The organism is uncultured Aquitalea sp., from assembly GCF_945957525.1.
GTDB lineage: Bacteria > Pseudomonadota > Gammaproteobacteria > Burkholderiales > Chromobacteriaceae > Aquitalea.
In genome coordinates this window covers 116797-140838 of record NZ_CAMFLA010000011.1, presented here as the reverse complement: position 1 = coordinate 140838, position 24042 = coordinate 116797, and the positions used below count along the sequence as shown (strand labels likewise).

General features: G+C 60.9%; 24 protein-coding genes and 1 pseudogene. 13 read left to right on the top strand and 12 right to left on the bottom strand.

Going from position 1 to position 24042, the window contains the following annotated elements; translation table 11 throughout:
* Positions 1–10 precede the first annotated feature (10 nt).
* Positions 11–728, bottom strand: a pseudogene (locus Q0P52_RS12365) (IS5 family transposase).
* Between the two features lie 112 nt (positions 729–840).
* Positions 841–2106: an Hsp70 family protein gene (locus Q0P52_RS12360; RefSeq protein WP_293762790.1), complete on the bottom strand. Its 1266-nt coding sequence runs from the start codon at positions 2104–2106 to the stop codon at positions 841–843.
* Positions 2107–2318: 212 nt separating this feature from the next.
* Here Q0P52_RS12360 and Q0P52_RS12355 point away from each other — a divergent pair, with 212 nt between their 5' ends.
* Positions 2319–3383: a DNA-binding protein gene (locus Q0P52_RS12355; RefSeq protein ID WP_293762787.1), complete on the top strand. Its 1065-nt coding sequence runs from the start codon at positions 2319–2321 to the stop codon at positions 3381–3383.
* A gap of 118 nt (positions 3384–3501) precedes the next feature.
* On the opposite strand, the gene Q0P52_RS12350 is transcribed toward Q0P52_RS12355, so the two are convergent.
* From Q0P52_RS12350 to Q0P52_RS12330, 5 genes are all read right to left on the bottom strand, one after another.
* A complete protein-coding gene (locus tag Q0P52_RS12350) occupies positions 3502–3987 on the bottom strand; it encodes a GAF domain-containing protein (RefSeq protein WP_293762784.1) in 486 nt (161 codons plus the stop codon).
* Between the two features lie 101 nt (positions 3988–4088).
* Positions 4089–4835, bottom strand: coding sequence for an acetoacetyl-CoA reductase (gene phbB, locus Q0P52_RS12345; RefSeq protein ID WP_366062317.1), 747 nt, complete (start codon positions 4833–4835; stop codon positions 4089–4091).
* Positions 4836–4950: 115 nt separating this feature from the next.
* On the bottom strand, positions 4951–5826 hold the full coding sequence (gene rsgA, locus Q0P52_RS12340; RefSeq protein WP_293762780.1) for a ribosome small subunit-dependent GTPase A: 876 nt from the start codon (positions 5824–5826) through the stop codon (positions 4951–4953).
* Positions 5823–6149 carry a 4a-hydroxytetrahydrobiopterin dehydratase gene (locus tag Q0P52_RS12335; protein WP_293762778.1) on the bottom strand — a complete coding sequence of 109 codons (327 nt, stop codon included), beginning with the start codon at positions 6147–6149 and terminating at the stop codon, positions 5823–5825. The genes rsgA and Q0P52_RS12335 overlap by 4 nt, the downstream gene beginning before the upstream one ends.
* Complete coding sequence (locus tag Q0P52_RS12330; protein WP_293762776.1) at positions 6146–7393, bottom strand: M48 family metallopeptidase; 1248 nt, start codon at positions 7391–7393, stop codon at positions 6146–6148. Before Q0P52_RS12330 ends, Q0P52_RS12335 begins: the two co-directional genes overlap by 4 nt.
* 86 nt (positions 7394–7479) lie before the next feature.
* Between Q0P52_RS12330 and orn the strand changes: the two genes are divergently transcribed.
* The 3 genes from orn to Q0P52_RS12315 all read left to right on the top strand — a co-directional run bounded on the left by orn (position 7480) and on the right by Q0P52_RS12315 (position 10278).
* Positions 7480–8025, top strand: a complete 546-nt coding sequence (orn, locus tag Q0P52_RS12325; RefSeq protein ID WP_293762774.1) for an oligoribonuclease — start codon at positions 7480–7482, stop codon at positions 8023–8025.
* A 104-nt stretch (positions 8026–8129) separates the two neighbouring features.
* A complete protein-coding gene (pgi, locus tag Q0P52_RS12320; RefSeq protein ID WP_293762772.1) occupies positions 8130–9782 on the top strand; it encodes a glucose-6-phosphate isomerase in 1653 nt (550 codons plus the stop codon).
* On the top strand, positions 9775–10278 hold the full coding sequence (locus tag Q0P52_RS12315) for a nicotinamide-nucleotide amidohydrolase family protein (protein ID WP_293762770.1): 504 nt from the start codon (positions 9775–9777) through the stop codon (positions 10276–10278). Before pgi ends, Q0P52_RS12315 begins: the two co-directional genes overlap by 8 nt.
* Before the next feature lie 38 nt (positions 10279–10316).
* Here Q0P52_RS12315 and nudC read toward each other — a convergent pair whose 3' ends face one another.
* From nudC to Q0P52_RS12290, 5 genes are all read right to left on the bottom strand, one after another.
* Positions 10317–11111, bottom strand: coding sequence for an NAD(+) diphosphatase (gene nudC / locus Q0P52_RS12310; RefSeq protein WP_293762768.1), 795 nt, complete (start codon positions 11109–11111; stop codon positions 10317–10319).
* Positions 11112–11151: 40 nt separating this feature from the next.
* The gene (locus tag Q0P52_RS12305; protein ID WP_293762766.1) at positions 11152–12282 is read right to left on the bottom strand and encodes a YbdK family carboxylate-amine ligase; all 1131 of its coding nucleotides are present in this window, start codon (positions 12280–12282) and stop codon (positions 11152–11154) included.
* A 3-nt stretch (positions 12283–12285) separates the two neighbouring features.
* Positions 12286–13485: a cation:proton antiporter gene (locus tag Q0P52_RS12300; RefSeq protein WP_293762764.1), complete on the bottom strand. Its 1200-nt coding sequence runs from the start codon at positions 13483–13485 to the stop codon at positions 12286–12288.
* Between the two features lie 306 nt (positions 13486–13791).
* Positions 13792–15084 carry an MFS transporter gene (locus tag Q0P52_RS12295; RefSeq protein WP_293762762.1) on the bottom strand — a complete coding sequence of 431 codons (1293 nt, stop codon included), beginning with the start codon at positions 15082–15084 and terminating at the stop codon, positions 13792–13794.
* Between the two features lie 247 nt (positions 15085–15331).
* Entirely contained in the window at positions 15332–16360 is a 1029-nt protein-coding gene (locus Q0P52_RS12290; RefSeq protein ID WP_293762760.1) for a nitronate monooxygenase, read from the bottom strand.
* 82 nt (positions 16361–16442) lie between these two features.
* Between Q0P52_RS12290 and Q0P52_RS12285 the strand changes: the two genes are divergently transcribed.
* The 9 genes from Q0P52_RS12285 (at position 16443) to rseP (ending at position 24034) form a co-directional block, all read left to right on the top strand.
* On the top strand, positions 16443–16643 hold the full coding sequence (locus Q0P52_RS12285; RefSeq protein WP_293762758.1) for a hypothetical protein: 201 nt from the start codon (positions 16443–16445) through the stop codon (positions 16641–16643).
* A gap of 147 nt (positions 16644–16790) precedes the next feature.
* Positions 16791–17522 (top strand): 30S ribosomal protein S2, encoded by a 732-nt coding sequence (gene rpsB / locus Q0P52_RS12280; protein WP_293762756.1) that lies wholly within the window; start codon positions 16791–16793, stop codon positions 17520–17522.
* 77 nt (positions 17523–17599) lie between these two features.
* Complete coding sequence (gene tsf, locus Q0P52_RS12275; protein WP_293762754.1) at positions 17600–18466, top strand: translation elongation factor Ts; 867 nt, start codon at positions 17600–17602, stop codon at positions 18464–18466.
* Between the two features lie 92 nt (positions 18467–18558).
* Positions 18559–19278, top strand: coding sequence for a UMP kinase (gene pyrH, locus Q0P52_RS12270; RefSeq protein ID WP_293762752.1), 720 nt, complete (start codon positions 18559–18561; stop codon positions 19276–19278).
* 89 nt (positions 19279–19367) lie between these two features.
* Positions 19368–19925, top strand: coding sequence for a ribosome recycling factor (gene frr, locus Q0P52_RS12265; RefSeq protein ID WP_293762750.1), 558 nt, complete (start codon positions 19368–19370; stop codon positions 19923–19925).
* 15 nt (positions 19926–19940) lie between these two features.
* The gene (locus tag Q0P52_RS12260; RefSeq protein ID WP_293762748.1) at positions 19941–20690 is read left to right on the top strand and encodes an isoprenyl transferase; all 750 of its coding nucleotides are present in this window, start codon (positions 19941–19943) and stop codon (positions 20688–20690) included.
* A 6-nt stretch (positions 20691–20696) separates the two neighbouring features.
* Positions 20697–21503, top strand: coding sequence for a phosphatidate cytidylyltransferase (locus tag Q0P52_RS12255; RefSeq protein ID WP_293762746.1), 807 nt, complete (start codon positions 20697–20699; stop codon positions 21501–21503).
* A gap of 9 nt (positions 21504–21512) precedes the next feature.
* Entirely contained in the window at positions 21513–22694 is a 1182-nt protein-coding gene (gene ispC / locus Q0P52_RS12250; protein WP_293762744.1) for a 1-deoxy-D-xylulose-5-phosphate reductoisomerase, read from the top strand.
* Complete coding sequence (rseP, locus tag Q0P52_RS12245; protein ID WP_293762742.1) at positions 22688–24034, top strand: RIP metalloprotease RseP; 1347 nt, start codon at positions 22688–22690, stop codon at positions 24032–24034. The genes ispC and rseP overlap by 7 nt, the downstream gene beginning before the upstream one ends.
* Positions 24035–24042 lie beyond the last annotated feature (8 nt).

The window sequence follows — 24042 nt, the reverse complement described above, 5'->3', positions numbered from 1 at the left end:
GCTCATGCGGTCACTCTACCGGACAGGCGCAAGCCCTGATTTGTGCAACAAAGCCCAACAGCGCGTAATGCGTATCGAGCCGACGTCCAAAGCGAATGCGCAACTTGCCTAAGCCCGCCCGCGAAGCATGCGTTCGCTCAACCACCCAGCGATGCCGACCAAGCTTCTCGCTACTTTCAACGCCTTGACAAGCAATGCGGGCCTGAATGCCGCGTCGTCGAAGGTGGTCGCGACAACGGCGGTAGTCATAGTCTTTGTCGGCGGGTAGCCGGTCCGGTCGTTTCTGCGGCTGGCCCGGTAAGCCGGGATGGCACCGATCAATGATTCAAACACCATCGAGTCATGCTGGTTGGCTCCAGTAACACACAGCGCCAAGGGCAGGCCACGGCGATCTACGACGATGTGCCGTTTGCTACCGAGCTTGCTGTGGGGACAGTTTGTTGGTCCCTAGGGGGCTGGTAATACTCGCCCCGTCGATGCTGGCCCGACTCCAATCCATTTGATCGTGTTGGCGCAGTTGCATCATCAGGGTTAGATGTAGAAGATCCCAAACGCCTAGCGCCTGCCAGTCCCGCAGTCGTCGCCAGCAGGTCATGCCGTTGCCGAAGCCCAGTTCCTGAGGCGGCTCCTCCCATGGGATACCTGTGGTGAGGACAAATTAGGATGCCGTTCAGAGCCGCCCGATCATCCAAAGGGGGACGGCTCTTACCACGATGATGAAGTGGCATGGGAAGCGGCAGCTGTAACGATTTCCACAGCTTCTGGGTGACAAGTTGACGTCTCCTGCCCGTCTGACAAGGATTGGTACCAACTTGTGCTGGCCATTTTTGTTAGCCGCTCTTAGCCGTAACGCTTGTGTGCTTCGATGGCTAGGCCGCTGCCGATGCTGCCAAACAGGTTGCCTTCCACGTGCCGCGCCTGCGGCAGCAAATCCTGAATGCGCTGCCGCAGCGCCGGCACACCGCTGGAACCGCCGGTAAAGAATACGGTATCCACTTCGGCGGTGCTGGCGCCCGCGTCCTGCAGCAGGCGCTCAACGGTCAGGCCAATCTGGCCCAGCAGGTTGTCGATGTATTGCTCGAAGTCCGCTCGGACAAGTTCGGCGGCCAGGCCGGCCTCCACCATATCCAGCGGCAGGTGATGTTCGGCTTTGGCTGAGAGGTCGATCTTGGCGTCTTCCACCAGCATGGCCAGGCGATGGCCGTCGCGCTGGTTGATCAGGGTGAACAGGCGGTCAAAGGCGGCGGGGTTGGCGACATCGCGGTGAATGTCTTGCAGGTCCATCCATGCCTTGCGGGTGTAGGCAAAGTTGATGGTGTGCCAGGTGGCCAGATTGAAGAACTGCGCAGAGGGCATTTCTGCATTGTTGCGCAGTCGGCTTTTGTAGCCGAATAGCGGCATCACGCCGTTGAGATTGAGCTGTTTGTCAAAATCGGTGCCGCCGATGTGCACACCGCCGGTGGCGAGGATGTCGTCCTTGCGTTCGTCGTGGCGATGGCGCTGCGGCGACAGGCGCACCAGCGAGAAGTCCGAGGTGCCGCCGCCGATGTCGACGATCAGGACCAGTTCTTCTTTGCTGATGGTGGATTCGTAATCGAAGGCGGCTGCCAGTGGTTCAAACTGGAAAGAGATGTCCTTGAAGCCGACGCTGCGCGCAATGTCGGCCAGTGTGTCTTCGGCTAACTTGTCGGCCTTGGGGTTGTCATCGACGAAAAATACCGGGCGACCCAGCACGACGCTGTCAAACGACTTGTGTGCCGCATGATCGGCGCGGGTTTTCAGTTCGCCAATGAAGTGAGTCAGCAGGGCGCGAAACGGCAAGGCGCGGCCTTGCACTTCGGTCTGGCTGTCCATCAGGCTGCTGCCCAGCAGGCTCTTCAGGGAGCGCATCAGCCGGCCTTCGTATCCCTCCATGTATTCCTGCAGCGCCTGCCGGCCAAAAACGGTGTGATCTTCCTCGTAGTTGAAAAACACCACGGAAGGCAGTGTGATCTTGCCGTCTTCGAGCGCAATCAGGGTTTCCTGCCCTGGGCGCAGCCAGCCCACAGTGGAGTTTGAAGTGCCGAAGTCGATGCCGCAGGCCTTGGCGGGGGCGTTGGTGGTCATGGTCCATCCCGGAAAAAGCGAGGCGAGATGTTACGCCCTTGCGGGCTTGCTGTGAAGGCTCATTTTTCGTGAGCGGGCATTTGCGGTGTGATGTGGTTGGCGTGGAAATGGCGCATGGATGGCTTGAGTGTAATAAAAATAATGCAATACGTAATATGTTGTTTACGGTGATGTTATACTGCACGCAGTGAAGCGCATGGGAGCAAAGAAACATGGCTGGCGATATTTATTCACGCATCCGGCAGGCCGCTTTTGAATTGGTGGGCGAGGGGGTGTGGCCTACGGTGGTGGAAGTGCGCGCGCGTCTGGGCACCGGCTCCAATACCACCATTAACAACACGCTGAAGGAGTGGCGACAGGAGTTTCTGGCGCGTATGTCGCATTCCGCGCGCCATCCGGATTGGCCTGCCGGCGTGGCGGAGGCTTTCGCCCAACTGTGGCATGCGGCTTGTGCGGCGGCAGAGCAGCAGTGGGAGACATTGAGGCAAGAGGCCGAGGGCGAGGTGACGATTGCGCGCCAAGCCGAGGCAGCGGCGCTGCAGCGCCTTGAGGCGACGCAGGCGTCATTGCAGTCGGCGCAGCGCGAGCTGGAATTGCGCGGCGTCAAGTTGCAGGATCTGGATGATCAGCTGCGCGCCGAGCGCTCGCGCATCGACTTGCTGCAGCAGGATAGGCAGAAGTTGGAGGCTCAGTTGACGGCGGCGCGCGAAGAGGCGCAGACGGCGCGGCTGGAGGCGGATGCGCGCGTGGCCGACATCGAAAAGCGCGCCGATCAGCGCGTACTGGACGAACGCGCCGAGGCGGAGAGGCGCGAAGCACTGGCCTATGAGCGGCTGGATGGCTTGCGGGTGCGCCTGTATCAGCAGCTGGAAGATGAGCGGCAAAGCATGCGCCAGGCGCAGGAGAGTCTGGCTGAGGAGCTGCAGGTTGCCCGCCAGCAAGCTGCGCAGTCCGACAATGCCTGGCGCGAGCGCTTGGCCGATCGCGATCGCGAAGCCGGCAGACTGTCCGCCCGGCTGGAATTGCTGGAGCAGCGCAATCGCGAACTGGAAGACATGGCGCAGCGCCATTCGGTGTTGTCGGAGCAGGCCAGCGCTCGCCTGCTGGATATGGCCGGCGAAAACGCCAGGCTGGCCGGCGAGATGTCCGGGCGGCTGGAGCGCCAGTTGCAGCGGCTTTCTGCCGCCATGCATGACGCGCGGCAAGAATTGTCGCTGCTGGATGAGGCCGGCATCCGGGAGTGGATCGGCAGGCAGATGCAATTGCCGCTGGCTTGAGAAGTTGTGGCGTCGCGTCATATCGCCGGGGTGGGCCTGCGATATGAGCGACAAGACAGTGTTATGAGGCTTTGCCGGTTTGGCGGGGCTGTTTTTTCATGCAGAGCAGAGGGAGCGCTCAGTCAAACAGATGCGTCAGGGCGCTGACAATGTCTTCCAGGTGGCGGGCATCGACCTCGTCGAATGCCGCCAGCGCTTCAGAGTCCACATCCAGCACTCCCACCACTTCGCCGGCGCGGTTGCGCAGAGGCACTACGATTTCCGAGCGGGAGAGGGAGGAGCAGGCTATGTGGCCGGGAAATGCTTCCACGTCCGGTACGATCAGGGTGCGGTTTTCTGCCCAACTGGCGCCGCATACTCCCTTGCCGCGCGGGATGCGGGTGCAGGCAATGGGGCCCTGGAAGGGGCCAAGCACCAGTACGCCGTTTTTCACCAAGTAAAAGCCGGTCCACAGCCAGTTGAAAGTGCCCGCCAGGGCGGCGCTGAGGTTGGCCAGCGCGGCGATCAGATCGTCTTCGCTTTCCACTAGCGCACGCGCTTGCGGCACTAGCTCGTGGTATTTGTCTTCCTTGTCGCCTGCGGCGATCTTCAGTTCTTCAGCCATGCTGGATGCCCGTTTTGCTTGCAAAGCGGCAAGCATAACAGATGCCGCGCATGAAAAAACCCGGCGCGAGGCCGGGTTTTTGCTGGGGCTTGTCGCCGCATTTACATCATGTGCTGGCCGCCGTTGATGGCCAGATTGGCGCCGGTCATGAAACCGGCCACATCGGAAGCGAGGTAGTTGATCAGGCCGGCGATTTCTTCCGGTTTGCCAAGACGGCCCACCGGGATGTTGGCGATGATCTTGTTGCGGACTTCTTCCGGCACCGCCATCACCATGTCGGTGGCGATGTAGCCCGGGGAGATGGTGTTGACCGTCACGCCCTTGCGCGCCACTTCCTGCGCCAGCGCCATGGTGAAGCCATGCATGCCGGCCTTGGCGGCGGAGTAGTTGGTCTGACCGAACTGCCCCTTCTGGCCGTTGATGGAGGAGATGTTGATGATGCGCCCGAAGCCGCGCTCCAGCATGCCGTCCAGCACAGGCTTGGTCATGTTGAACAGCGAGTCCAGGTTGGTCTTCATGACGGCATCCCAGTCGTCCTTGGTCTGCTTTTTGAAGGTGCCGTCGCGGGTGATGCCGGCGTTGTTTACCAGGATGTCGATCTGACCCACTTCCTGCTGGGCTTTGGCGATCATGGCCAGGCAAGCGGCGGTGTCGGTGACGTCGCACTGATAAGCGTGCACGTCGGCAAAGCCCAGGCCTTTCATGTCGCCCAGCCAGGCTTGCTCCTTGCCGGGCTTGCTGTAGGTGGTGATCACGATGTGGCCGGATTCGGCCAGAGCCTTGCAGATGGCGGTGCCGATGCCGCCCATGCCGCCGGTGACGAGTGCGATGCGTTTTGTAGTCATGATGCTGGCTCCTTGTCTTTGTCGGGGGAAACTAATCTGGCTTCGTTCCACATTACTTTTTTCTTACCAGAATATGAGTCCGTCAAAGAATTGTAAACAGCCATCATGACAGCAATGTTTATGACGATTGGTTTATTAGCTCGTTGGTCAGCCGTTGGAGTAAATCCAGCCGCTGGCGCGCAATGCGGCCCGATTCGGCGGCAGCCTTGATGGCGCAGTCGGGTTCCTTGCGATGCGTGCAATTGTGAAAACGGCATTCGCCGATCAATGGACGCATTTCGGGAAAGTAATGCAATAAATCCGGCGCGCTCAGGTGTTTGAGACCGAATTCCTGCAGACCCGGCGAATCGATGAGATCGCTGTCTTCGTCAAGGTGATAAAGCGTGGCATGGGTCGTGGTGTGGCGGCCGGAGTCCAGCGCTTCGGAAATGTCGCCAATGCGCGCGTTGGCGTCCGGCAGCAGCGCATTGGTCAGCGTGGACTTGCCCATGCCGGACTGGCCGACAAAGACGCTGGTCTCGCCCTTCAGCAAAGGCAGCAGCGGGCCGATGTCCTGTTTGGCGGATAGCGACACCAGCTTGTAGCCCAGCTCTTCATAGGCGCTCAGGCGTTCTCTCAGCGCTGCGGTTTCAGGCAGGTCAGCCTTGTTCAGCACGATTACCGGATCGATGTCGGCTGCTTCGGCGGCAATCAGGCAGCGGTTGAGCAGCTCTTCGCTGGGGCTGGGTACGGCCGCCATCACAAACAGGATGCGAGTGACATTGGCGGCGATGATTTTGGTTTTCCAGTCGTCTTGCCGGTAGAGCAGGCTCTTGCGCTGCAAGCCGTTTTCGATGACGGCCTGCTCTTTATTCTGGATGAGGATTTCCACCCGGTCGCCACAAGCGTAGTCCACCCGCTTGCCGCGGGTGCTGCAGCCGTATTCCACACCTTCCGCTTCCACAATGAAGCGGCGGCCATGACTGCGCACGATCAGCCCCTCGGCGGCCCTCATGCGCGCCCCTGCAGGGCTTCGGTCTTGGCGGCGCAGATGAAGTCGTTGAGGGTCAGTCCGCCGGCATCGTGGGTGCTGAAACGCACCACGGCGCGGTTATAGTGCACCGACATGTCGGGATGGTGGTCTTCCTGGTGGGCAATCCAGGCCAGTGCGTTCACAAAAGCCATGGTTTTGTAGTAATCGGCAAAGGCGAAGGTTTTCACCAATTCAATGCCTTCCACTTGCCAGCCTGGCAGGGTGGACAGTAGCTGGGCGCGGGTGGTGTCCGCCAGCGGGGACATGCCGTGCTGGGCTTCGCATTTGAGGTCGAGCAGATTCATTGCGCGGCTCCTTTGAGGTGGGCAATACGCAGGCTTGCCGGTGGGTGGGAGTCGTAAAAACTGGAGTGTATCGGGTCCGGCGTCAGCGTGGCGGCGTTGTCGCGATAGAGTTTTACCAGCGCTGATACCAGCTGGCCGGCGTCGGTCTGCTGCGCGGCGAAGGCGTCGGCTTCGTACTCATGCTTGCGCGACAGCAAGCTGGAAGCCGGCGTCAGTGGGAAGGTGAATACCGGCACGGCGATGAAGAACAGGATCAGCGCCATGGCGGTGCCCGGTTGGCTGACGCCCAGGCCCTGATAGAACCAGGGGGCATTGATCAGTTGACCGAGGATGAAGAGGAAACCCAGCGACAGCGCAAAGGCGAAAACGATGCGTTTGACAATGTGGCGGCGCTTGAAGTGGCCCAGTTCGTGGGCCAGTACGGCTTCGATCTCTTCGGCCGACAGTTGCTTGAGCAAAGTGTCGAAAAAGACGATGCGTTTGGCGCTGCCAAAGCCGGTGAAATAGGCATTGCCGTGACTGGAGCGCTTGGAGCCGTCCATGACGAAGACCCCCTGGCTTTTGAAGCCGGTGCGGGTCAGCAGGGACTCAATGCGTTGGCGCAGGGCATCGTCTTCCAGCGGGAGGAAGCGATTGAATAGTGGTGCAATCAGCGTGGGGTAGAGCGCCACCATCAGCAACTGGAAGCCAGACCACACCAGCCATACCCACAGCCACCACAGCGGGCCGGAGATATTCATCAGCCACAGCACCAGCGCCAGCAAGGGCAGGCCGATGGCGGCGCCGAGCAACGCGCCTTTGATGAGGTCGGCGACAAACATCGCCAGGGTCATCTTGTTGAAACCGAAGCGGGTTTCAATGCGGAACGTGCTATAGAGGGACAGGGGCAGCGACAGCGCTCCGCTGATCAGCGTGACGGCGGCGGCCAGCGCAAGACCGCCGGCGAGGGGGCCGGCGATGTGCTGCTGGAGGGTGCGCGCCAGCGCGTCCAGTACGCCGCCCACCGTCAGCAGGAGAATCACGGCGCTGTCGAAAACGGCGGATATCAGGCCGAAGCGGGTCTTGGCGCGGCTGTAATCGGCGGCATGCTGGTGCTGCTCCAGCGTGATGGCGCCGGCGAACTCTTGCGGCACGCGCGCACGGTGCGCGGCGACGTGGCGCATGTGACGCCAGCCCAGCCAGAGTTTGAGAACAAGCGTGACGGCGATGGCCGCGAGGAACAAATAACGGAAAGCCTCGGTCATGTTTTGGTGGTGGTCGTGAAGCGGCGATGTTTGCCGACAGGGCGGCAATCAAGGAAAATGCCTAGGTTTTGCAAAGATTGGACAGTATGGCACAAGATCAGAACAACCTCATCTGGCTCGACATGGAAATGACGGGGCTAGATCCGGAAAAAGAACGCATCATCGAAGTGGCTATGATTGCTACCGATAGTCAGCTCAATGTGCTGGGGCAGTCGCCCGTGCTGGTGATTCACCAGCCGGACAGCCTGCTCGACGCTATGGATGACTGGAACAAGAACACCCACGGCAAGAGTGGCCTGATCGACAAGGTAAAGGCTTCCGCCGTGTCCGAGGCGCAGGCCGAGGAAATGCTGCTGGCTTTCATGGCCGAGTATGTGCCGGCGCGCACCTCGCCGATGTGCGGCAACACCATCCATCAGGATCGTCGCTTCATGGTGCGCTGGATGCCTCGGCTGGAAGAGTACTTCCATTACCGCAATATCGATGTGTCCACGCTGAAAGAGCTGTGCAAGCGCTGGAAGCCGGAGGTGGCGCGCGGGGTGGTCAAGCGCGGCAAGCACGAGGCGCTGGCGGACATCGAGGAATCCATCGAAGAGCTGCGTTATTATCGGGAACACTTCCTGAAGATCTGATTGGCATGGCCTGTAGTGCTGGCGCTACAATCGGCAGGTTGTTGTGAGGACGGGGGCGGATGCTCCCGTTTTGTTATCCGCTTTTTGCTTGCTGTCATTGCCGAATGAACTCAGACATCTTGAACCCCATCAATCTGACTCCCGCCTGGGCGCGGCTGCACCAGCACCAGCGCGCCACCCGTTTCGTGCACATGCGCGAATTGTTCCAGACCGATCCGGATCGCGCCCGGCGCTTTACGCTGCAACTGGATGGCCTGCTGCTTGATTACTCCAAAAACCGTATCACCGAGCGCACGCTGGAGCTGCTGACGGGGTTGGCCGAAGAGGCGGATCTGGCTGGGTGGATGGCACGCATGCAGGGCGGCGAGCGCATCAATGTCAGCGAACGCCGCGCCGTATTGCACACCGCCTTGCGCTTGCCGGAGGGCGAGGCGCAGTGGGTGGATGGAGAGGATGTCGCGCTTGAGGTGCATGCTGTGCTGCGCCGCTTGCGGTTGTTTGTCGAACGCGTGCGCGATGGCGACTGGCTGGGCATGGATGGTCGCGCCATCACAGATGTAGTGAATCTGGGCATTGGCGGGTCCGATCTGGGGCCGCTGATGGTGCATGAGGGCTTGGCGGCTTACGCACACCCGCGTTTGCGCGTGCATTTTGTTTCCAATGTGGACGGGCAGCATATTGCGCGTACGCTGGCCGGGCTGGATCCGGCCACTACGCTTTTCATCGTGGCCTCAAAGTCCTTTACCACGCCGGAGACGCTGCTCAACGCCGAGGCCGCCAAGAGCTGGTTTTTGCAGGCGGGTTCGCCGGCGGATATCGCTCGTCATTTTGTCGCCGTCTCTACCAATGCCGAAGCGGTGGCCGCGTTTGGTATCGATACCAAGCACATGTTCGGCTTTTGGGATTGGGTGGGCGGGCGCTACTCTGTGTGGTCCGCCATTGGCTTGCCGGTGATGCTGGCTATCGGTTACGAGCGTTTTCGCGAGTTTCTCGATGGCGGTCATGCGATGGACCGCCACTTTTTCACGGCCCCGTTTGGCAGCAACATGCCGGTGCTGATGGCGCTGATCGGCATCTGGTACAACACCTTCTACCAGGCGCACACCCACGCCATCATGCCGTACGACCACGGCTTGCGGCGCTTGCCGGCGCATATCCAGCAGTTGGACATGGAATCCAACGGCAAGCGCACCGGGCGTTTTGGCCAGCCGCTGGATTTTGATACCGGCCCGGTCATTTGGGGTGAAGAGGGCGCCAATAGTCAGCATGCCTTCTTCCAGTTGCTGCATCAGGGTACGCGACTGGTGCCGTGCGACTTCATCGTGCCGATGAACAGCCATTACGGCCTCGACGACATGCATCGTGTGTTGGTGGCCAACTGCTTTGCGCAGAGCGAGGCCTTGATGCGCGGCAAGAGCGAGGCGGAGGTAATGGCGGAGCTGGCGCACCTGCCGGGCGAGGAAATGGACATGCTGCTGCCGCAAAAGCTGTTCCCCGGCAATCAGCCGTCCAATACGCTGGCGCTGGACAAGGTGACGCCTTACTTGTTGGGCATGCTGCTGGCGCTGTATGAGCACAAGGTGTTTGTGCAGGGGGTGATCTGGGGTATCAATTCATTTGATCAGTGGGGCGTGGAGTACGGCAAGCAGCTGGCGCGGCGTATCCTGCCGGAGTTGGATGCGGATACGGCGTTGGCCGAAGGGCATGACAGCTCTACCCAGGCGCTGATCCGCCATTTCAGGAGTCGGCATGAATGAGCAATTGTTGAATCTCGCCCGCGAGGTGGGTGCTAGGCTGGCTGCACGCGGAGAATGGCTGGCGACTGCCGAATCCTGCACCGGAGGGCTGATTGCCGCCGCTGTGACGGAGATCGCTGGCAGCTCCGGCTGGTTTGGCTATGGTTTCGTCACCTACAGCAATGAGGCCAAGCAGGATTTGCTGTGTGTGCCGGCGGCGTCTTTGGGCTTGCACGGTGCGGTCAGCGAGCACGTGGTGCGCGAGATGGCGGCTGGCGCTTGCCGGCGCGCCGGCGCGCAATGGTCGGTGGCGGTATCCGGCATTGCCGGCCCCGGCGGAGGCAGCGAGGCCAAGCCCGTGGGTACGGTGTGGTTCGGCTTGTGCGGACCGGACGGGTTGGCGCAGGCTTTTGTACGGCATTTTGACGGGGATCGCGGCGCGGTGCGCCAGCAAACCGCCATCGAGGCGCTGACCGTCTTGCTCTGGCATCTGGAGCGCCGTCAGGCATTGGCCTGATTCGCCGCGCCTCCGCTGATTCGGGGGCGCTGACTGTTTCAGGCAGGTTTGCCCTGCCGCAACCAGTCCACTGTGTGGCGGATCAGATGGTAGGCCACGGACAATTGGGCCGGAATCAAGGGCAGGGCGTCGATGTGATACCAGCCGGCGTCTTCGATTTCACCCGGCTGCGGGCGGATGTCGCCGCCGGCGTATTCCGCAGTGAAAGCCAACATCAAAGAATGCGGAAACGGCCAGGATTGCGACCGCACATAGCGCAAGTTGCGCACTTCAACGCCCACTTCTTCTCGTGTTTCCCGATGGACGCACTCTTCCAGCGTTTCCCCCGGTTCGACAAAGCCCGCCAGTGCGCTGTAAACGCCCGGCATGAAGTGCGGGCTACGGGCAAGCAGGATTTCTTCGCCGCGATACACGGCCACCATCATCGCCGGCGACAGGCGCGGGTAGTACAGCTGGCCGCAGCTCGGGCAGCGTTTGCCCTGGTCGTGCGCATGCTGGGTCAGCGGCGAAGCGCAATGCCCGCAGTAGCGATGCGTATGCTGGAACTGTCTTAGCTGGGCGGCGCGCGCCACGCCGGCGGTTTGCTCCGGCGGCAGCGCGGTTAGCGCGGCGCGCAACGGCGTCCATTCGCCAACCGGCGCCGGCCCGATCAAATCGGCCGAATAGAGGTTGTGCCCGCCTTGCTGGTCCACCAGCTGGCGGTTGGCCAGAGGCCAGTCATCCGCTTCGGCGGTGGGCAGCTGGTCGTTGATCAGCAAGACGCGCGGGCCGTCAAACAGGCACCAACGGCGGGGCAGTGAAAGATTGAAATGCTCGGGCAGTTCCAGGGGCATGGCAGAGGTTGGCCGAAGAGATGCAGACAGGTCGACCAGTTTAGCCTTCCTGTCCGCGGCCGTACATCCAGAGCTCGCTCTGACGCCGCACCACTTCAGACAGCGAGCCGCTATCCTCCAGCACCTTGCGCAGCCAGTCGCTGTCAGTCCGCCGCGTCAGGGCACGCTGACGCAGGCTGCGCCATTGCTCGAGCGAGCCCAGCGCCGCGGCATGTTCTTCCAGCGCCTGCAGGGTATCCAGCACATCTTCCTGCAGGCTGCGCGTGCCGCCTTGCTCGTCAGCCACTATCGAGCCGTCAAAGCCGAAGCGGCAGGCCTGGAAGCGGTTGTAGCTGTAAGTGAGGTATTGCGACTCCGGCGCCATCAGCGATGGATCGTTCAGGCAGCGGCGCGCCAGCATCTGGGCGTAGGCCGCCAGCAGCACTGGCGTTTCCAGCGTCAGCGGCGTATCGCAAATGCGGATTTCCACGGTTCCGTATTCCGGCTTGGGGCGGATGTCCCAGTAAAAATCCTTCATGCTCGCCACAATGCCCAGCTGCTGCATATGGCCGAAATAGCGATTGAATCCTTCCCAGTCGTGCACATTGGCCGGCATGCAGCCGGAGAGGGGGAAGGCATTGACGCTGGTGAGACGAGAGGTCTGGAAGCGGGTGTCCACGCCCTGGAAGAAAGGCGATGAGGCCGACAAGGCGATGAAGTGGGGAATGTAGCGAGCCAAGTAATGGGTGAGTCGGACAGCGCTGTCGCCGTCCGGGCAGCCAATGTGTATGTGCTGGCCGTAAACGGTGAATTGCTTGGCGAGATAACCGTACAGCTCGGATACCAGATGGTAGCGCTCCTTGGGGTAGATGGCCTGCCGGCTCCAGTGCTGGAAGGGGTGGGCGCCGCCGCCCGCTAGCCCTAGGTTGAGCTTTTCCGCGCATTCGTTAAGCAGGGCGCGGATGCTGTAGAGCTCAAGCTGCATCTGGTTGACATCGCTGTGAATGGCGGTGCCGATCTCTATCATGCCCTGGGTGATCTCGGGCTTGATGTCGTAGGCGTGCTGGCGGCGACCCACTTGCAATAGCAGGTCGTCCGAGGCGCGTGTGAGGTTGAAATCGTGCCGGTTGAGAATCATCAGTTCCAGCTCAACGCCCAGCGTCAGCGGCGCGCTATGGGTGAAATCAAGCATGGCTCATGCCTCCTTCTGGCTTTCCCCGGCCTTGTCCAGCGCCAGGCGGGTGAGGATGGGGCCGACGATCTCGCTGATGACAAACACCGCCATCATGGTGCCGGCGAAGCGGCTGCCGTGGCTGCCGACGGAAAGAATGCCCAGGCTCATCAGCATGGCCGCGCCGCCCGAGAGGGGGTTCAGCGCCAGGCCAAGCCAGAGGCCGCGAGCGCGCGCAAGACCGTTGGCCGAAGCCGCGACACACCAGAACAGCAGGCCAAGGCCGCTGCGCAGACCAAGAAACAGCAGAGCGGGCAGCCAGTTGTCGGTCAGCGAACGCGGCATCAGTTGCGCGCCGGCAGCCACGAAGAAAGCCACAAAGAAGAACTGGCTGCGCGACGACAGACCGGGTTCGGTCAGTGTCAGGCCGCCTTGCAGATTGCGCGTGGCCAGGCCGAAAACCAGCATGGCCAGCGAAGGCAGGGTGCCTATCATCGCGGCCGCGCCTACTACCAGCGCAATCAGGCCGAACAACAGCACTTGTTGTTGTTCACGTTCGCGCGCGCCCAGCCAGCGCCGCAAGGGAATCGTCGCCAGGCCGGCGGCCACGCCCAGCGCCAGCGCGGCCAGCACCAGCCATGCTGGCGAAAGCAGGCTGTCCTCGGTGCTTTGGTGGCCGGCAACACGCGCCGAGCCGATAGCCAGTGCGAAGACCGTATAAGACATCAGCGCAGTCAGGCCGGTAATGGCGGTCAGGCGTTCGGTTAGCTGCCCCTCGGCGCGCGTTTCGCGCAGCAGCTCCAGGATGACGATGGGCGAAGTGGCCATGCCGAGTGCGGCCATCATGGCGCTGACGCTCCAGTCCAGGCCGGCCCACTGCAGCGCGGTGTACAGTCCGGCAAAAACCAGCGTGGCATACAGCACCGTGCTGATCAGCAGGGTCCCCTCGCGGCGCAGCCAGTGCAGATCGATGCGACGACCGGTGTCAAACAGGGCCAGCCCCAGGGCCAGCTGGACAAATAGTTCCGCTTGCAGCAGCAGGTCGGCATTCAGCAGGCGCAGGCCGGCCGGGCCGATGATCAGCCCTGTGAGGACATAGCCTGTCAGTGCCGGCAGGTCGGTAGCGCGGCTGAGCAGGCGCGCACCCAGCACGCCGGCGGCCAGTAGCAGTCCAAGGGCGGCGAGTGGGTTGAGAGCAAGGGAGGGCCAGGTCAGTGTGGTCATGGTCTTCTCCTGATGGGTTGGCATCGGCCGGCAAAGGTTGGCCGAAGGGAGGTGGCCATGTGGCCTGCGGAATGCGGCGCAAGACGGCCGCATGCAAAGATGGACGGCAATGACGGGTGAGAGTTCCAAAGTTGCCTATTTGTTTATCAGCAACTGCTTAATCTGTTGCTGCCATTATCTTGAGGTTTGACAGGGTTGAAGGGGCCGGTGAGCCGCGAGTCTCATCCGGATGGCTTTGAGCGTTGCGCTTGCCCGCGAGCATGAAAAAGCCCGGCATGGCCGGGCTTGCAAGCGGAGGGCGGAGCTTTATGCCGTCTGCTCGCGCCTGATGGTGAGCCACAGTCCCAGCAAGGCGCCCATCGCGCATAGCGTGGCCACGTAGTGGGCGGGCGCCAGCGGGTCGCTCTTCAGCCAGAGCGAAACGGCCATCGGGGTCAGGCCGCCGAAAATGGCGTAGGACACATTGTAGGAGAACGACAGCCCGGAAAAGCGAACGGGGGCGGGGAAGGCGCGCACCATCACGAACGGCACGGCGCCGACGATGCCGACGAAGAAACCGGTCAGGGTGTACAGCGTGAACAGTTGGCTGGGGTCTTGCGCCACGGTGGTGTAGAAGTGGTAGCTGGAAGCGCCCAGCAGCAGGCTGCCCACCAGGAAGGTGGGGCCGCTGCCGATGCGGTCGATGATCTTGCCGGCCACAATGCAACCCAGCGTCAGCGCGATGGTGGCAAGGCTATTGGCCTGCAGCGAAGTGGCTGGTGCGATGTGCAGCTGTTTTTGCAAGTAGACCGGGGTCATCAGGATCACCACCACAATGGCGGCCGACAGCAGCCAGGTGAGCAGCATCGATACTGCTACGGCACCCTTGTGCGCTTTCAGTACGGTTTTGAGCGGCAGTTCTTCGGCCAGTGTTTTGCGCGCCTGCATTTCGGCGAACACCGGCGTTTCATGCAGCCACTGGCGCAGGTACATGGCAATCAGACCGAATACGCCGCCGATGAGGAAGGGCAGGCGCCAGCCCCAGTCGGCAATCTGCGCTTGCGTCAGCGAGGTATTCACTTGGGTGGCAATCAGCGAACCCAGCAAAATGCCGGCAGTCAGCCCGGCGGTCAGCGTGCCGCAAGCAAAGCCGGTATGGCGGTGTGGCACGTGTTCGGCCACAAAAACCCAAGCGCCGGGCACTTCGCCGCCAATGGCCGCGCCTTGCAGGATGCGCAAGACCAGCAGCGCCAGCGGCGCCAGTACGCCAACGGCGGCGTAAGTAGGCAGCAGACCCATCAGCAGCGTCGGCACCGCCATCAGCAAGATGGACAGCGTGAACATGCGCTTGCGGCCCAGCATGTCGCCAAAGTGGGCCATGATGATGCCGCCCAGCGGACGGGCCAGGTAGCCGGCGGCAAAAATGCCGAAGGTCTGGAACTGACGCAGCCAGTCCGGCATGTCGGGCGGGAAGAAGAGTTGGCCGATGACGGCGGCGAAAAAGACGAAAATGATGAAATCGTAAAATTCCAGCGCGCCGCCCAGTGCGGCCAGCGCCAGTGTGCGCACGTCTTGTTGGTTGAGCGGCCTGGCGGCCTGTTGATCCGGGGTTGATGCCATGTGTGAGCTCTCTGTGATTGTCTGTCCGCCTCGTCGGGCGGTTGGGCTTGGCCGTCTGCTTGCCTGAATGGCGGGCGCGGCGGCGTCGGACAGGGCAGAGTAACTAAAGGAGGGCGGGCTGGCAAATGTGCGCCAACTGATTTTGGCACTAATTTGTTGCAATGCGATACGGAAGGGCGGTTTGCTGCGGCAGAAAGGCAAGGGCGAAGAAATTATGTCTCCGCCAGCCTTTTGTCATCGATTTTTCTTAGCGTGGCAGGTTTGCCAGGGCGCTGGCGGCTTCCTGTTCGATGCGCGTGAACAGTTCCGCGACGGTCGGCACGTCTTCAAGCAGACCTTGCACCTGGCCGATCAGCTGCACGCCGCGTTGATGGTCGCCATCCTGAATCGCCAGCCGGATGGATTCGGTGGCGGCGCCGAATAGCGCCAGTTGCCGCAATTGTTGCGGCTGGCTCAGCATGCCGCCCAGCGCCACCTTCATCACCGGCATTTTCATGCGTTGGGCGATGCCGATGGAGCGCAGTGCGGCTTTGATGAGATTCATGGGTTTGCGGGTGGCCTGGCGCGCGGTGGGGGTGTCCATCACCCGACACCATAACCCGTCGAAATTATCCGAATAAATAGTGTCGCTTACGCCGCGCTCCCTGATCATCTCCTTGGTGCGCTGATGCACCGGGCTTTCCTGCGTCATGGCGAGGCGGCTGCCCATGGCCACGGCGTCGGCGCCTAGCGCCAGCGCGGCAATAAGCCCCTGTCCGTTGCCAAAGCCGCCGGCGGCGATGATCGGCAGGCTGCATGCTTTGCGAATGGCGGGCAGCAGCACCAGCGAGGTGACCGCGCCGCCGTGGGCGGCTGCTTCATGCCCGGTGACCAGTAAGGCGTCCACGCCGGCCGCTTCGGCCGACTTGGCATGTTTTTCCGTTACCACGGTGGCAATCACCTTGCCGCCATAGGCCTTGGCGCGTTTGACGATCCAGTCGCCCTTGCCCAGCGAAAAATTGATGACCGGCACTTGCTCATCAAGCCCCGCTTCGGCGTTCTCGCGTGCGCCGGGCATCATCAATGTGCAGCCGATGCCGAAGGGCTTGTCGGTCAGTTCCCGGATGCGGCGGATGGCTGCTCGTGTTTCCTCTGCCGAGAGGGGGCCGGTGGCCAGGATGCCCAGACCGCCGGCGTTGCTGACGGCGGCAACCAGTTCCGGCGTGGCGATATAGCTCATGCCGGGGCAGACAAGCGGTTTTTCGATGCCGAAGGTGTGAGTAAAGCGGGTTTGCATAGTGGCGCTCGGGTGGGTGGTTTACACTGTAGCCCTTATTGTTGGCAGTATTTTTCGAAAAATTCAAACGGTTGTTTGATCCATGTATCTGATACTGATGGGTTGGTTGTACGTGGTGCTTATGCTGGCGGCGGCGCAAAACAGCTGGGCCGCCACGGCGGCAATACTGTTTTCCCTCGGCTTTCTGCCTACTTTCTTTGTTGCGCATTTGACGCGCAGTCGCCTCAGGCGGCGGCGCGAGCGGGCGATGGAGCAACAAGAAAAAACCGATTCTGGTGCTTGAGGCTGCGGCCGGAGAGGTGCTAGAATCTCGTGTTCCCCGCATTGGGCAGGGAAATTTCATTACGCACATCCGCGCCAAAGGGTGCCGCCACGACAAAACGGCGGTTGTCTGCGCGGATGGAGGCTTAACCCTTTAAGGAGTTTTTGCATGACCACCAACGTTACCATGCGCCAAATGCTTGAGGCCGGCGTTCACTTCGGCCACCAAACCCGCTTCTGGAACCCGAAGATGGCTCAGTACATCTTTGGCAGCCGCAACAAGATCCACATCATCAACCTGGAAAAGACCCTGCCGCTGTTCGTGGGCGCCCAGGAATATGTGCGTCGTCTGACTGCCAACAAGGGTACCGTGATGTTCGTGGGCACCAAGCGCCAGGCTCGTGAGATCGTGCGTGAAGAAGCTGCCCGTGCTGGCATGCCTTTCGTTGATCATCGTTGGCTCGGCGGCATGCTGACCAACTACAAGACCGTCAAGCAGTCCATCAAGCGTCTGGAAGAGAAGCGCGCCATCCTCGAAGGCGCCGGCGATTCCGGTTACAACAAGAAGGAACTGCTGGATCTGCAGCGCGAAGTTGAAAAGCTGGAGCGTTCGCTGGGCGGCATCAAGGATATGAAGGGTCTGCCGGACGCGATCTTCGTGATCGACACCGGCTACCAGAAGGGCACCATCGTTGAAGCCAAGAAACTGGGCATCCCGGTTATCGGCGTTGTTGATACCAACAACTCCCCGGACGGCATCGACTACGTAATCCCGGGCAACGACGACTCCAGCCGCGCCATCCGCCTGTACGCTCGCGGCATCGCCGACGCTGTACTGGAAGGTCGCGCACAGTCGCTGCAGGAAATCGTGGCGGCTGCTGAAACGGCTCAGGCTGAGTAAGCAGACTGCAAGAAGGGGCGAAAGCCCCTTTTTTTAGACCTGATTACCCGACGTATAGAATTCACAGGAGTACAAGCATGGCGGAAATTACCGCAAAAATGGTTTCGGATCTGCGCGTGGCCACCGGCCTGGGCATGATGGAATGCAAGAAGGCTCTGGTTGAGGCTGAAGGCGACTTCGCCAAGGCTGAAGAAATCCTGCGCATCAAGTCCGGCACCAAGGCTTCCAAGATGGCTGGCCGCGTGGCCGCTGAAGGTATCATCGGCTCCTTCGTGGCCGGCGGCGTTGGCGCCCTGGTAGAAGTGAACTGTGAAACCGACTTCGTCGCCAAGGATCCGACTTTCGTCGCGCTGGCTACCGCCGCCGCCAAGGCGGTTGTTGCCGCCAACCCGGCTGACGTTGAAGCGCTGGGCGCCGTGGAGGTTGACGGTCTGCCGGTGGAAGAAATCCGCAAGGCCGCTATCGCCAAGCTGGGCGAGAACATGACCATCCGTCGTTTCGTGCGTTTCGAAACTGATGGCACCATCGCTACCTATCTGCACGGCGCCAAGATCGGCGTGATCGTTGACCTGAAGGGCGACGAAGCGCTGGGTCGCGACATTGCCATGCACGTTGCCGCTTCCAAGCCGATCTGCGTATCCAAGGATCAGGTTCCGGCCGAAACCCTGGAGCAAGAGCGCAAGATCTACACTGCTCAGGCTGCTGAATCCGGCAAGCCGGCCGACATCGTCGCCAAGATGGTTGAAGGCCGCGTGAACAAGTACCTCGCCGAAGTGACTCTGCTGGGCCAGCCGTTCGTGAAGAACCCGGACCAGACCGTAGAGAAGCTGCTGGCTGAAAAATCCGCTTCCGTGAAGGCATTCACCATGTTTGTGGTGGGTGAAGGCATCGAGAAGAAGGTTGTGGACTATGCTGCTGAAGTGGCTGCCGCCGCCAAGCTGTAAGATCGCACAAGTAGCATGACGGAACGGCACCCTGCTCGCAGGGTGCCGTTTTGCAAATTGAACGCCAAAAATACACCCAACTCGAGGTAATCATGAGCCAAGTTCCTTCCTACAAACGCATCCTGCTCAAGCTTTCCGGTGAAGCCCTGATGGGCGATGACAGCTACGGCATCAATCGCACCACGATCGAGCAGATCGTCGAGCAGATCAAGGGGGTGGTGGAGTTGGGCGTGCAGGTCGGTATCGTCATCGGCGGCGGCAACATCTTTCGCGGCGTTTCCAGTGCTGCCAGCGGCATGGATCGTGCAACGGCGGACTACATGGGCATGATGGCCACGGTCATGAACGCGCTGGCGCTGAAGGATGCCATGACCAAGGCGGGTTTGATTGCGCGCGTGCAATCCGCGCTGACCATGCAGCAAATTGCCGAGCCCTATGTGCGCGGCAAGGCGATGCAGTATCTCGAGGAAGGCAAGGTGGTGATTTTTGCCGCAGGCACCGGCAACCCGTTCTTCACCACTGATACGGCGGCAGCGCTGCGCGGTATGGAGATGAATGTGGACATCATGCTTAAAGCCACCAAGGTGGATGGCGTATATACGGATGATCCGAAGAAAAATCCGGATGCCGTGCGTTACCAGACCCTGACCTTCGACGAAGCCATCGGCCGCAACCTCAAGGTGATGGATGCCACGGCTTTTGCACTGTGTCGCGACCAGAAGCTCAATATCAAGGTATTCAGCATTTTCAAGACTGGTGCGCTCAAGCGTGTGGTGCTTGGCGAAGACGAAGGCACGCTGGTACACTGCTGAGCCTGACGAATACTAGGGGCGGAAACGGTCGCGCAAGGCCGCTTTCCGCCTTGTTTTTCTACAGTTTTGATTTGTAATGTGGAGCAGACATGATTAATGAAGTCAAGAAAACGGCCGAGCAGAAGATGTCCAGATCTCTGGAGGCGTTCAAGACCGACCTGACCAAGGTGCGCACCGGTCGCGCGCATGCTGGCATTCTTGATCATGTGATGGTGGAGTACTATGGCAGCGATGTGCCGGTGAATCAGGTGGCCAACGTCACCCTGATTGACGCCCGCACCATCGGCGTGCAGCCGTGGGAAAAGAACATGGCCGGCAAGATTGAAAAGGCCATTCGTGATTCTGACCTGGGTCTGAATCCGGCAGCCATGGGCGACCTGATTCGTGTGCCGATGCCGATGTTGACCGAAGAGCGCCGCCGCGACCTGATCAAAGTGGTGCGCGGCGAGGCGGAAAGCGCTCGCGTGGCGGTTCGCAATATTCGCCGCGACGCGAACAATGACTTCAAAAATCTGCTAAAGGATAAGGCCATCACCGAAGACGAGGAGCGTCGCGGTCAGGACGACATCCAGAAGCTCACCGACAAGTACATCGCGGAAGTCGACAAGGCGCTGGCCGCCAAAGAAGCCGATCTGATGGCAGTCTGACGGAAGGAAACAGCCTTGTTTGGAAGCTCGACAAGGGACGTGCCGGAGGTGCGCAATGTGCCCCGGCACATCGCCGTCATCATGGACGGCAATGGCCGTTGGGCCAAAAAGCGGTTTTTGCCGCGAGTGGCCGGTCACAAGAAAGGGCTGGACGCGGTGCGCGAAACCGTGACCGCCTGCAAGGAGCTCGGGGTCGAGTATCTCACCCTGTTCGCCTTTTCCACTGAAAACTGGCGCCGGCCGCAAGATGAGGTTTCGTTCCTCATGGATCTCTTCATCCGCGCGCTGGAGCATGAAGTCAACAAGCTGCACAGCAACAATATCCGCCTGAAAGTACTGGGCTCGCGCGAGCGCTTCAGCGCCGAGTTGGCTGAGCGCATTCAGGCTGCGGAAGACAAAACCGCCGGCAACGACGGCCTGGTGCTGAGCATTGCCGCCGACTATGGCGGGCGTTGGGATGTACTGAATGCAGTCAATGAGTTGATCGCGGATGGCGCCAGCGCCATTACGGAAGACATGCTGGCGCAACGCTTGTCCACCAGTTGGGCTCCCGAGCCGGATTTGTTCATCCGCACAGGGGGCGAGCAGCGCATCAGCAACTTCCTGTTGTGGCAGTTGGCGTACTCCGAGTTGTATTTTACCGATCTGCTCTGGCCGGATTTCGATCGTCAGGCGCTGGAGCAGGCCATCGACTCCTACCGTTCGCGGGAACGGCGCTTTGGTCGCACCAGCGAGCAGTTGCCCGAAGCCCTGCGACGAAACTGATCCTACATGCTGATAACACGAGTCATCACCGCATTGATACTGCTGCCGCTGATGCTGGCGGCCCTGTTTTTGTTTCCCGCCGATGCCTGGGCGGCGTTTTCCTGGTTGATCGTACTGCTGGCATTGTGGGAATTTTCCCGCATGACCAGTTTGCGCGGGCCGTTGCAGTGGGCCTATCTGGCTGGCAGTACGGCGCTGGCCTGGATGGCCTGGCAATCAGGTCTTCGCATGAGCCTCGCGGCTCATGCCGTTGCGCTTGGTTTCTGGCTGGTGGTGGTGCCCTTGTGGTTATCGCGGCGATGGGTGGTGAGCAATCCTTCCCTAGCCATGCTGCTGGGCTGGTTGCTGATGGTGCCGGCCTGGTTTGGTTTTCTCGAGTGGCGGCCGGTGGCTGACATTACCCACGGTAAAACCTTGCTGGCGGTGATGGGGCTGGTCTGGGTGGCGGATGTTGCCGCCTATTTCTCCGGCAAAGCCTTCGGCAAACGCAAGCTGGCGCCGTCGATCAGCCCTGGTAAAAGCTGGGAGGGCGTGTATGGCGCACTGATCGGCGTGGCGGTGTATGTGGTGGCTGTCAGTCAATTGGGCTGGATTTCCGTCGGCTTGCCCGTGTGGGCGCTGGTGCTGCTGGCCTTGCCGCTGACGGCCGTCAGCGTGTGCGGCGATTTGCTTGAGTCCTGGTTCAAGCGGTCGTCCGGCATGAAAGACAGCAGCAAGCTCTTGCCGGGTCATGGCGGGGTGTACGATCGAATCGATAGTCTCATTGCCGTCCTGGCGGTCAGCAACGCGCTGCGCGCGCTGGGTGGGCTGTAAGCGAATCACATGAATCCTCAAGGCATTGCCGTTCTTGGGGCAACCGGCAGCATCGGCGTCAATACGCTGGACGTGGTTGCCCGTCATCCAGACCGGTTTCAGGTTGTCGTCCTGACCGGTCATCGTCAAATTGACCGCCTGCTGGAGCAGGCAAAACGTTTCCATCCCCGCTTCCTGGTGGTGGCCGATGCTGCGGCTGCGGCGGATTTGCGTCCGCGTTTGGCCGAGAGCGGCCTGAACGCAGAGGTGCTGCATGGGCCGGCGGCTCTTGAGCAGGTGGCGGTGCTGCCCGAGGTGGATATGGTGATGGCCGCCATCGTGGGCGCCGCCGGTTTGCCATCCGCCATTGCTGCGGCGCGTGCGGGCAAAAAAGTGCTGCTGGCCAATAAAGAGTCTTTGGTGGTGGCGGGGCGGCTGTTTATGGAAGCCGTGCGCGAAGGCGGCGCTACCCTGCTGCCGGTGGATAGCGAGCACAACGCCATTTTCCAGTCATTGCCGCATGATTACGCCGGCGACCTCGATGTGGCGGGAATCCGCAAGATCATCCTTACTGCGTCGGGCGGTCCGTTTCGCGGCAGGTTGGCCGAAGAGTTGGCGCAGGTAACCCCCGAGGATGCTTGCAAGCATCCCAACTGGGTAATGGGGCGCAAGATTTCCGTTGATTCCGCCAGCCTGATGAACAAGGGGCTGGAGGTGATCGAAGCGCATTGGTTGTTCAATGCGCCGCCAGACCGCATCGAGGTAGTGGTTCATCCGCAGAGCGTGATTCACTCCATGGTGCAGTACAAGGACGGCTCGGTACTGGCCCAGCTTGGCTCTCCGGATATGCGCACGCCGATCGCCAATGTGCTGGGCTGGCCAGATCGCATCGAATCCGGTGTGGCATCACTTGATTTCATGGCCCTGTCCGGCCTGACGTTTGAGAAGCCGGATCTGATTCGCTTCCCGTGCCTGGCGCTGGCCTTTTCGGCCTTGGCGGCTGGCGGCGATGCGCCTGCAGTGCTTAATGCCGCCAATGAAGTCGCTGTGGCGGCCTTTCTGGATCGCCGCATTCGTTTTGTCGACATTCCGATGGTGGTGGAGTCTACGCTGTCCGTTTGCGACTTGTCGGCCAGCGCTTCGCTTGCCGATTTGCTCGCCGCGGATGCGGAGGCTCGTCGCGTCGCTCTGGGCAAGGTGCATTCATGCTGACATTCCTCGCATTTCTCGTCGCCATCGGCGTGTTGGTGACGTTTCACGAATTTGGTCATTACGCGATTGCCAGACTCTGCGGCGTTAAAGTGCTGCGTTTTTCCATCGGTTTTGGCGCGCCGTTGATCAGTTGGCAACGCGGCGATACCGAGTGGGCGATCTGTCCGATTCCGCTGGGAGGCTATGTGCGCATGCTGGATGAACGCGAGATGGAAGTCGACGCGGCAGAGCGTCACCAGGCTTTCAATACGCAGTCGGTATTCAAACGCATGGCCATTGTCGCTGCCGGGCCTGTGGCCAATTTGTTGTTGGCGGTGCTGTTTTACTGGCTGGTCATTGCTCAGGGCGTGCTGCAGTTGCAGCCGCTGGTGGGTTCCGTTGCGCCGCAGACGCCGGCGGCAGTGGCTGGTTTCCAGCCAGGCGACAAGCTGCAAACCATCGATGCGCAGGGGGTAAAGAACTGGCAGGAAGCCAGGCTGGCATTGGTTGAGGCGGCTTCGCACCAGCCGGACCCCGTCAAGGTGAAGGTGCAGACCGCGCAAGGCGCCATCGCTACGCGCGTGATTGATCCTACCCTGATGGACGATACTTTCTTGCAGGCATTTGAAAAGGGCGATCCCGGCATCTCTCCGGCGCGTTACCTTAATGCGATCGGCGGGCTTGAAGAGGGCGGCGTGGCCGCCAAGGCCGGTCTCAAGGCGGGTGATCGTCTCCTGGCCGTGGATGGCAAGCCGTTGGCAAGCTGGGATGCCTGGGTGAAAGTGGTGCGAGACAGCCCGGGCAAGGAGTTGCTGGTGCGCATAGAGCGCGACGGCAAGGCGTTGGATGTTCGGCTGCGACCTGCCACGGTGCCCGCGGGCGATGTGATGGTGGGGCGTATCGGGGCTGCTCCCCTGGTGGATCAAGCCTGGATGAAGAGCATTTCCTTCGTTCATCATCCTTCTTTCGGGCAGGCTGGTCTCGAGGCGGCGCAAAAGACTTTCGACACCGCATGGATGTCGCTGAAATTCCTGGGTCGAATGCTGATTGGGCAAGCTTCGCTGGACAATCTGTCCGGCCCGCTCACCATCGCCACGGTTGCGGGACAGACTGCGCGCGAGGGACTGACGCCTTACCTGGAATTTCTGGCGCTGATCAGTGTCAGCATCGGCGTGCTCAATCTCTTGCCAATACCTGTGCTGGATGGCGGGCACTTAATGTATTATGTCGCGGAACTGGTTAAAGGCCGCCCGCTGAGCGAGCAGGCTCAACTGTTTGGACAAAAGATCGGATTCATCCTGCTGGCGTCGTTGATGTTGTTCGCCTTGCTGAACGACCTCGGTCGCCTTTTTGGGGGTTAAACCATACC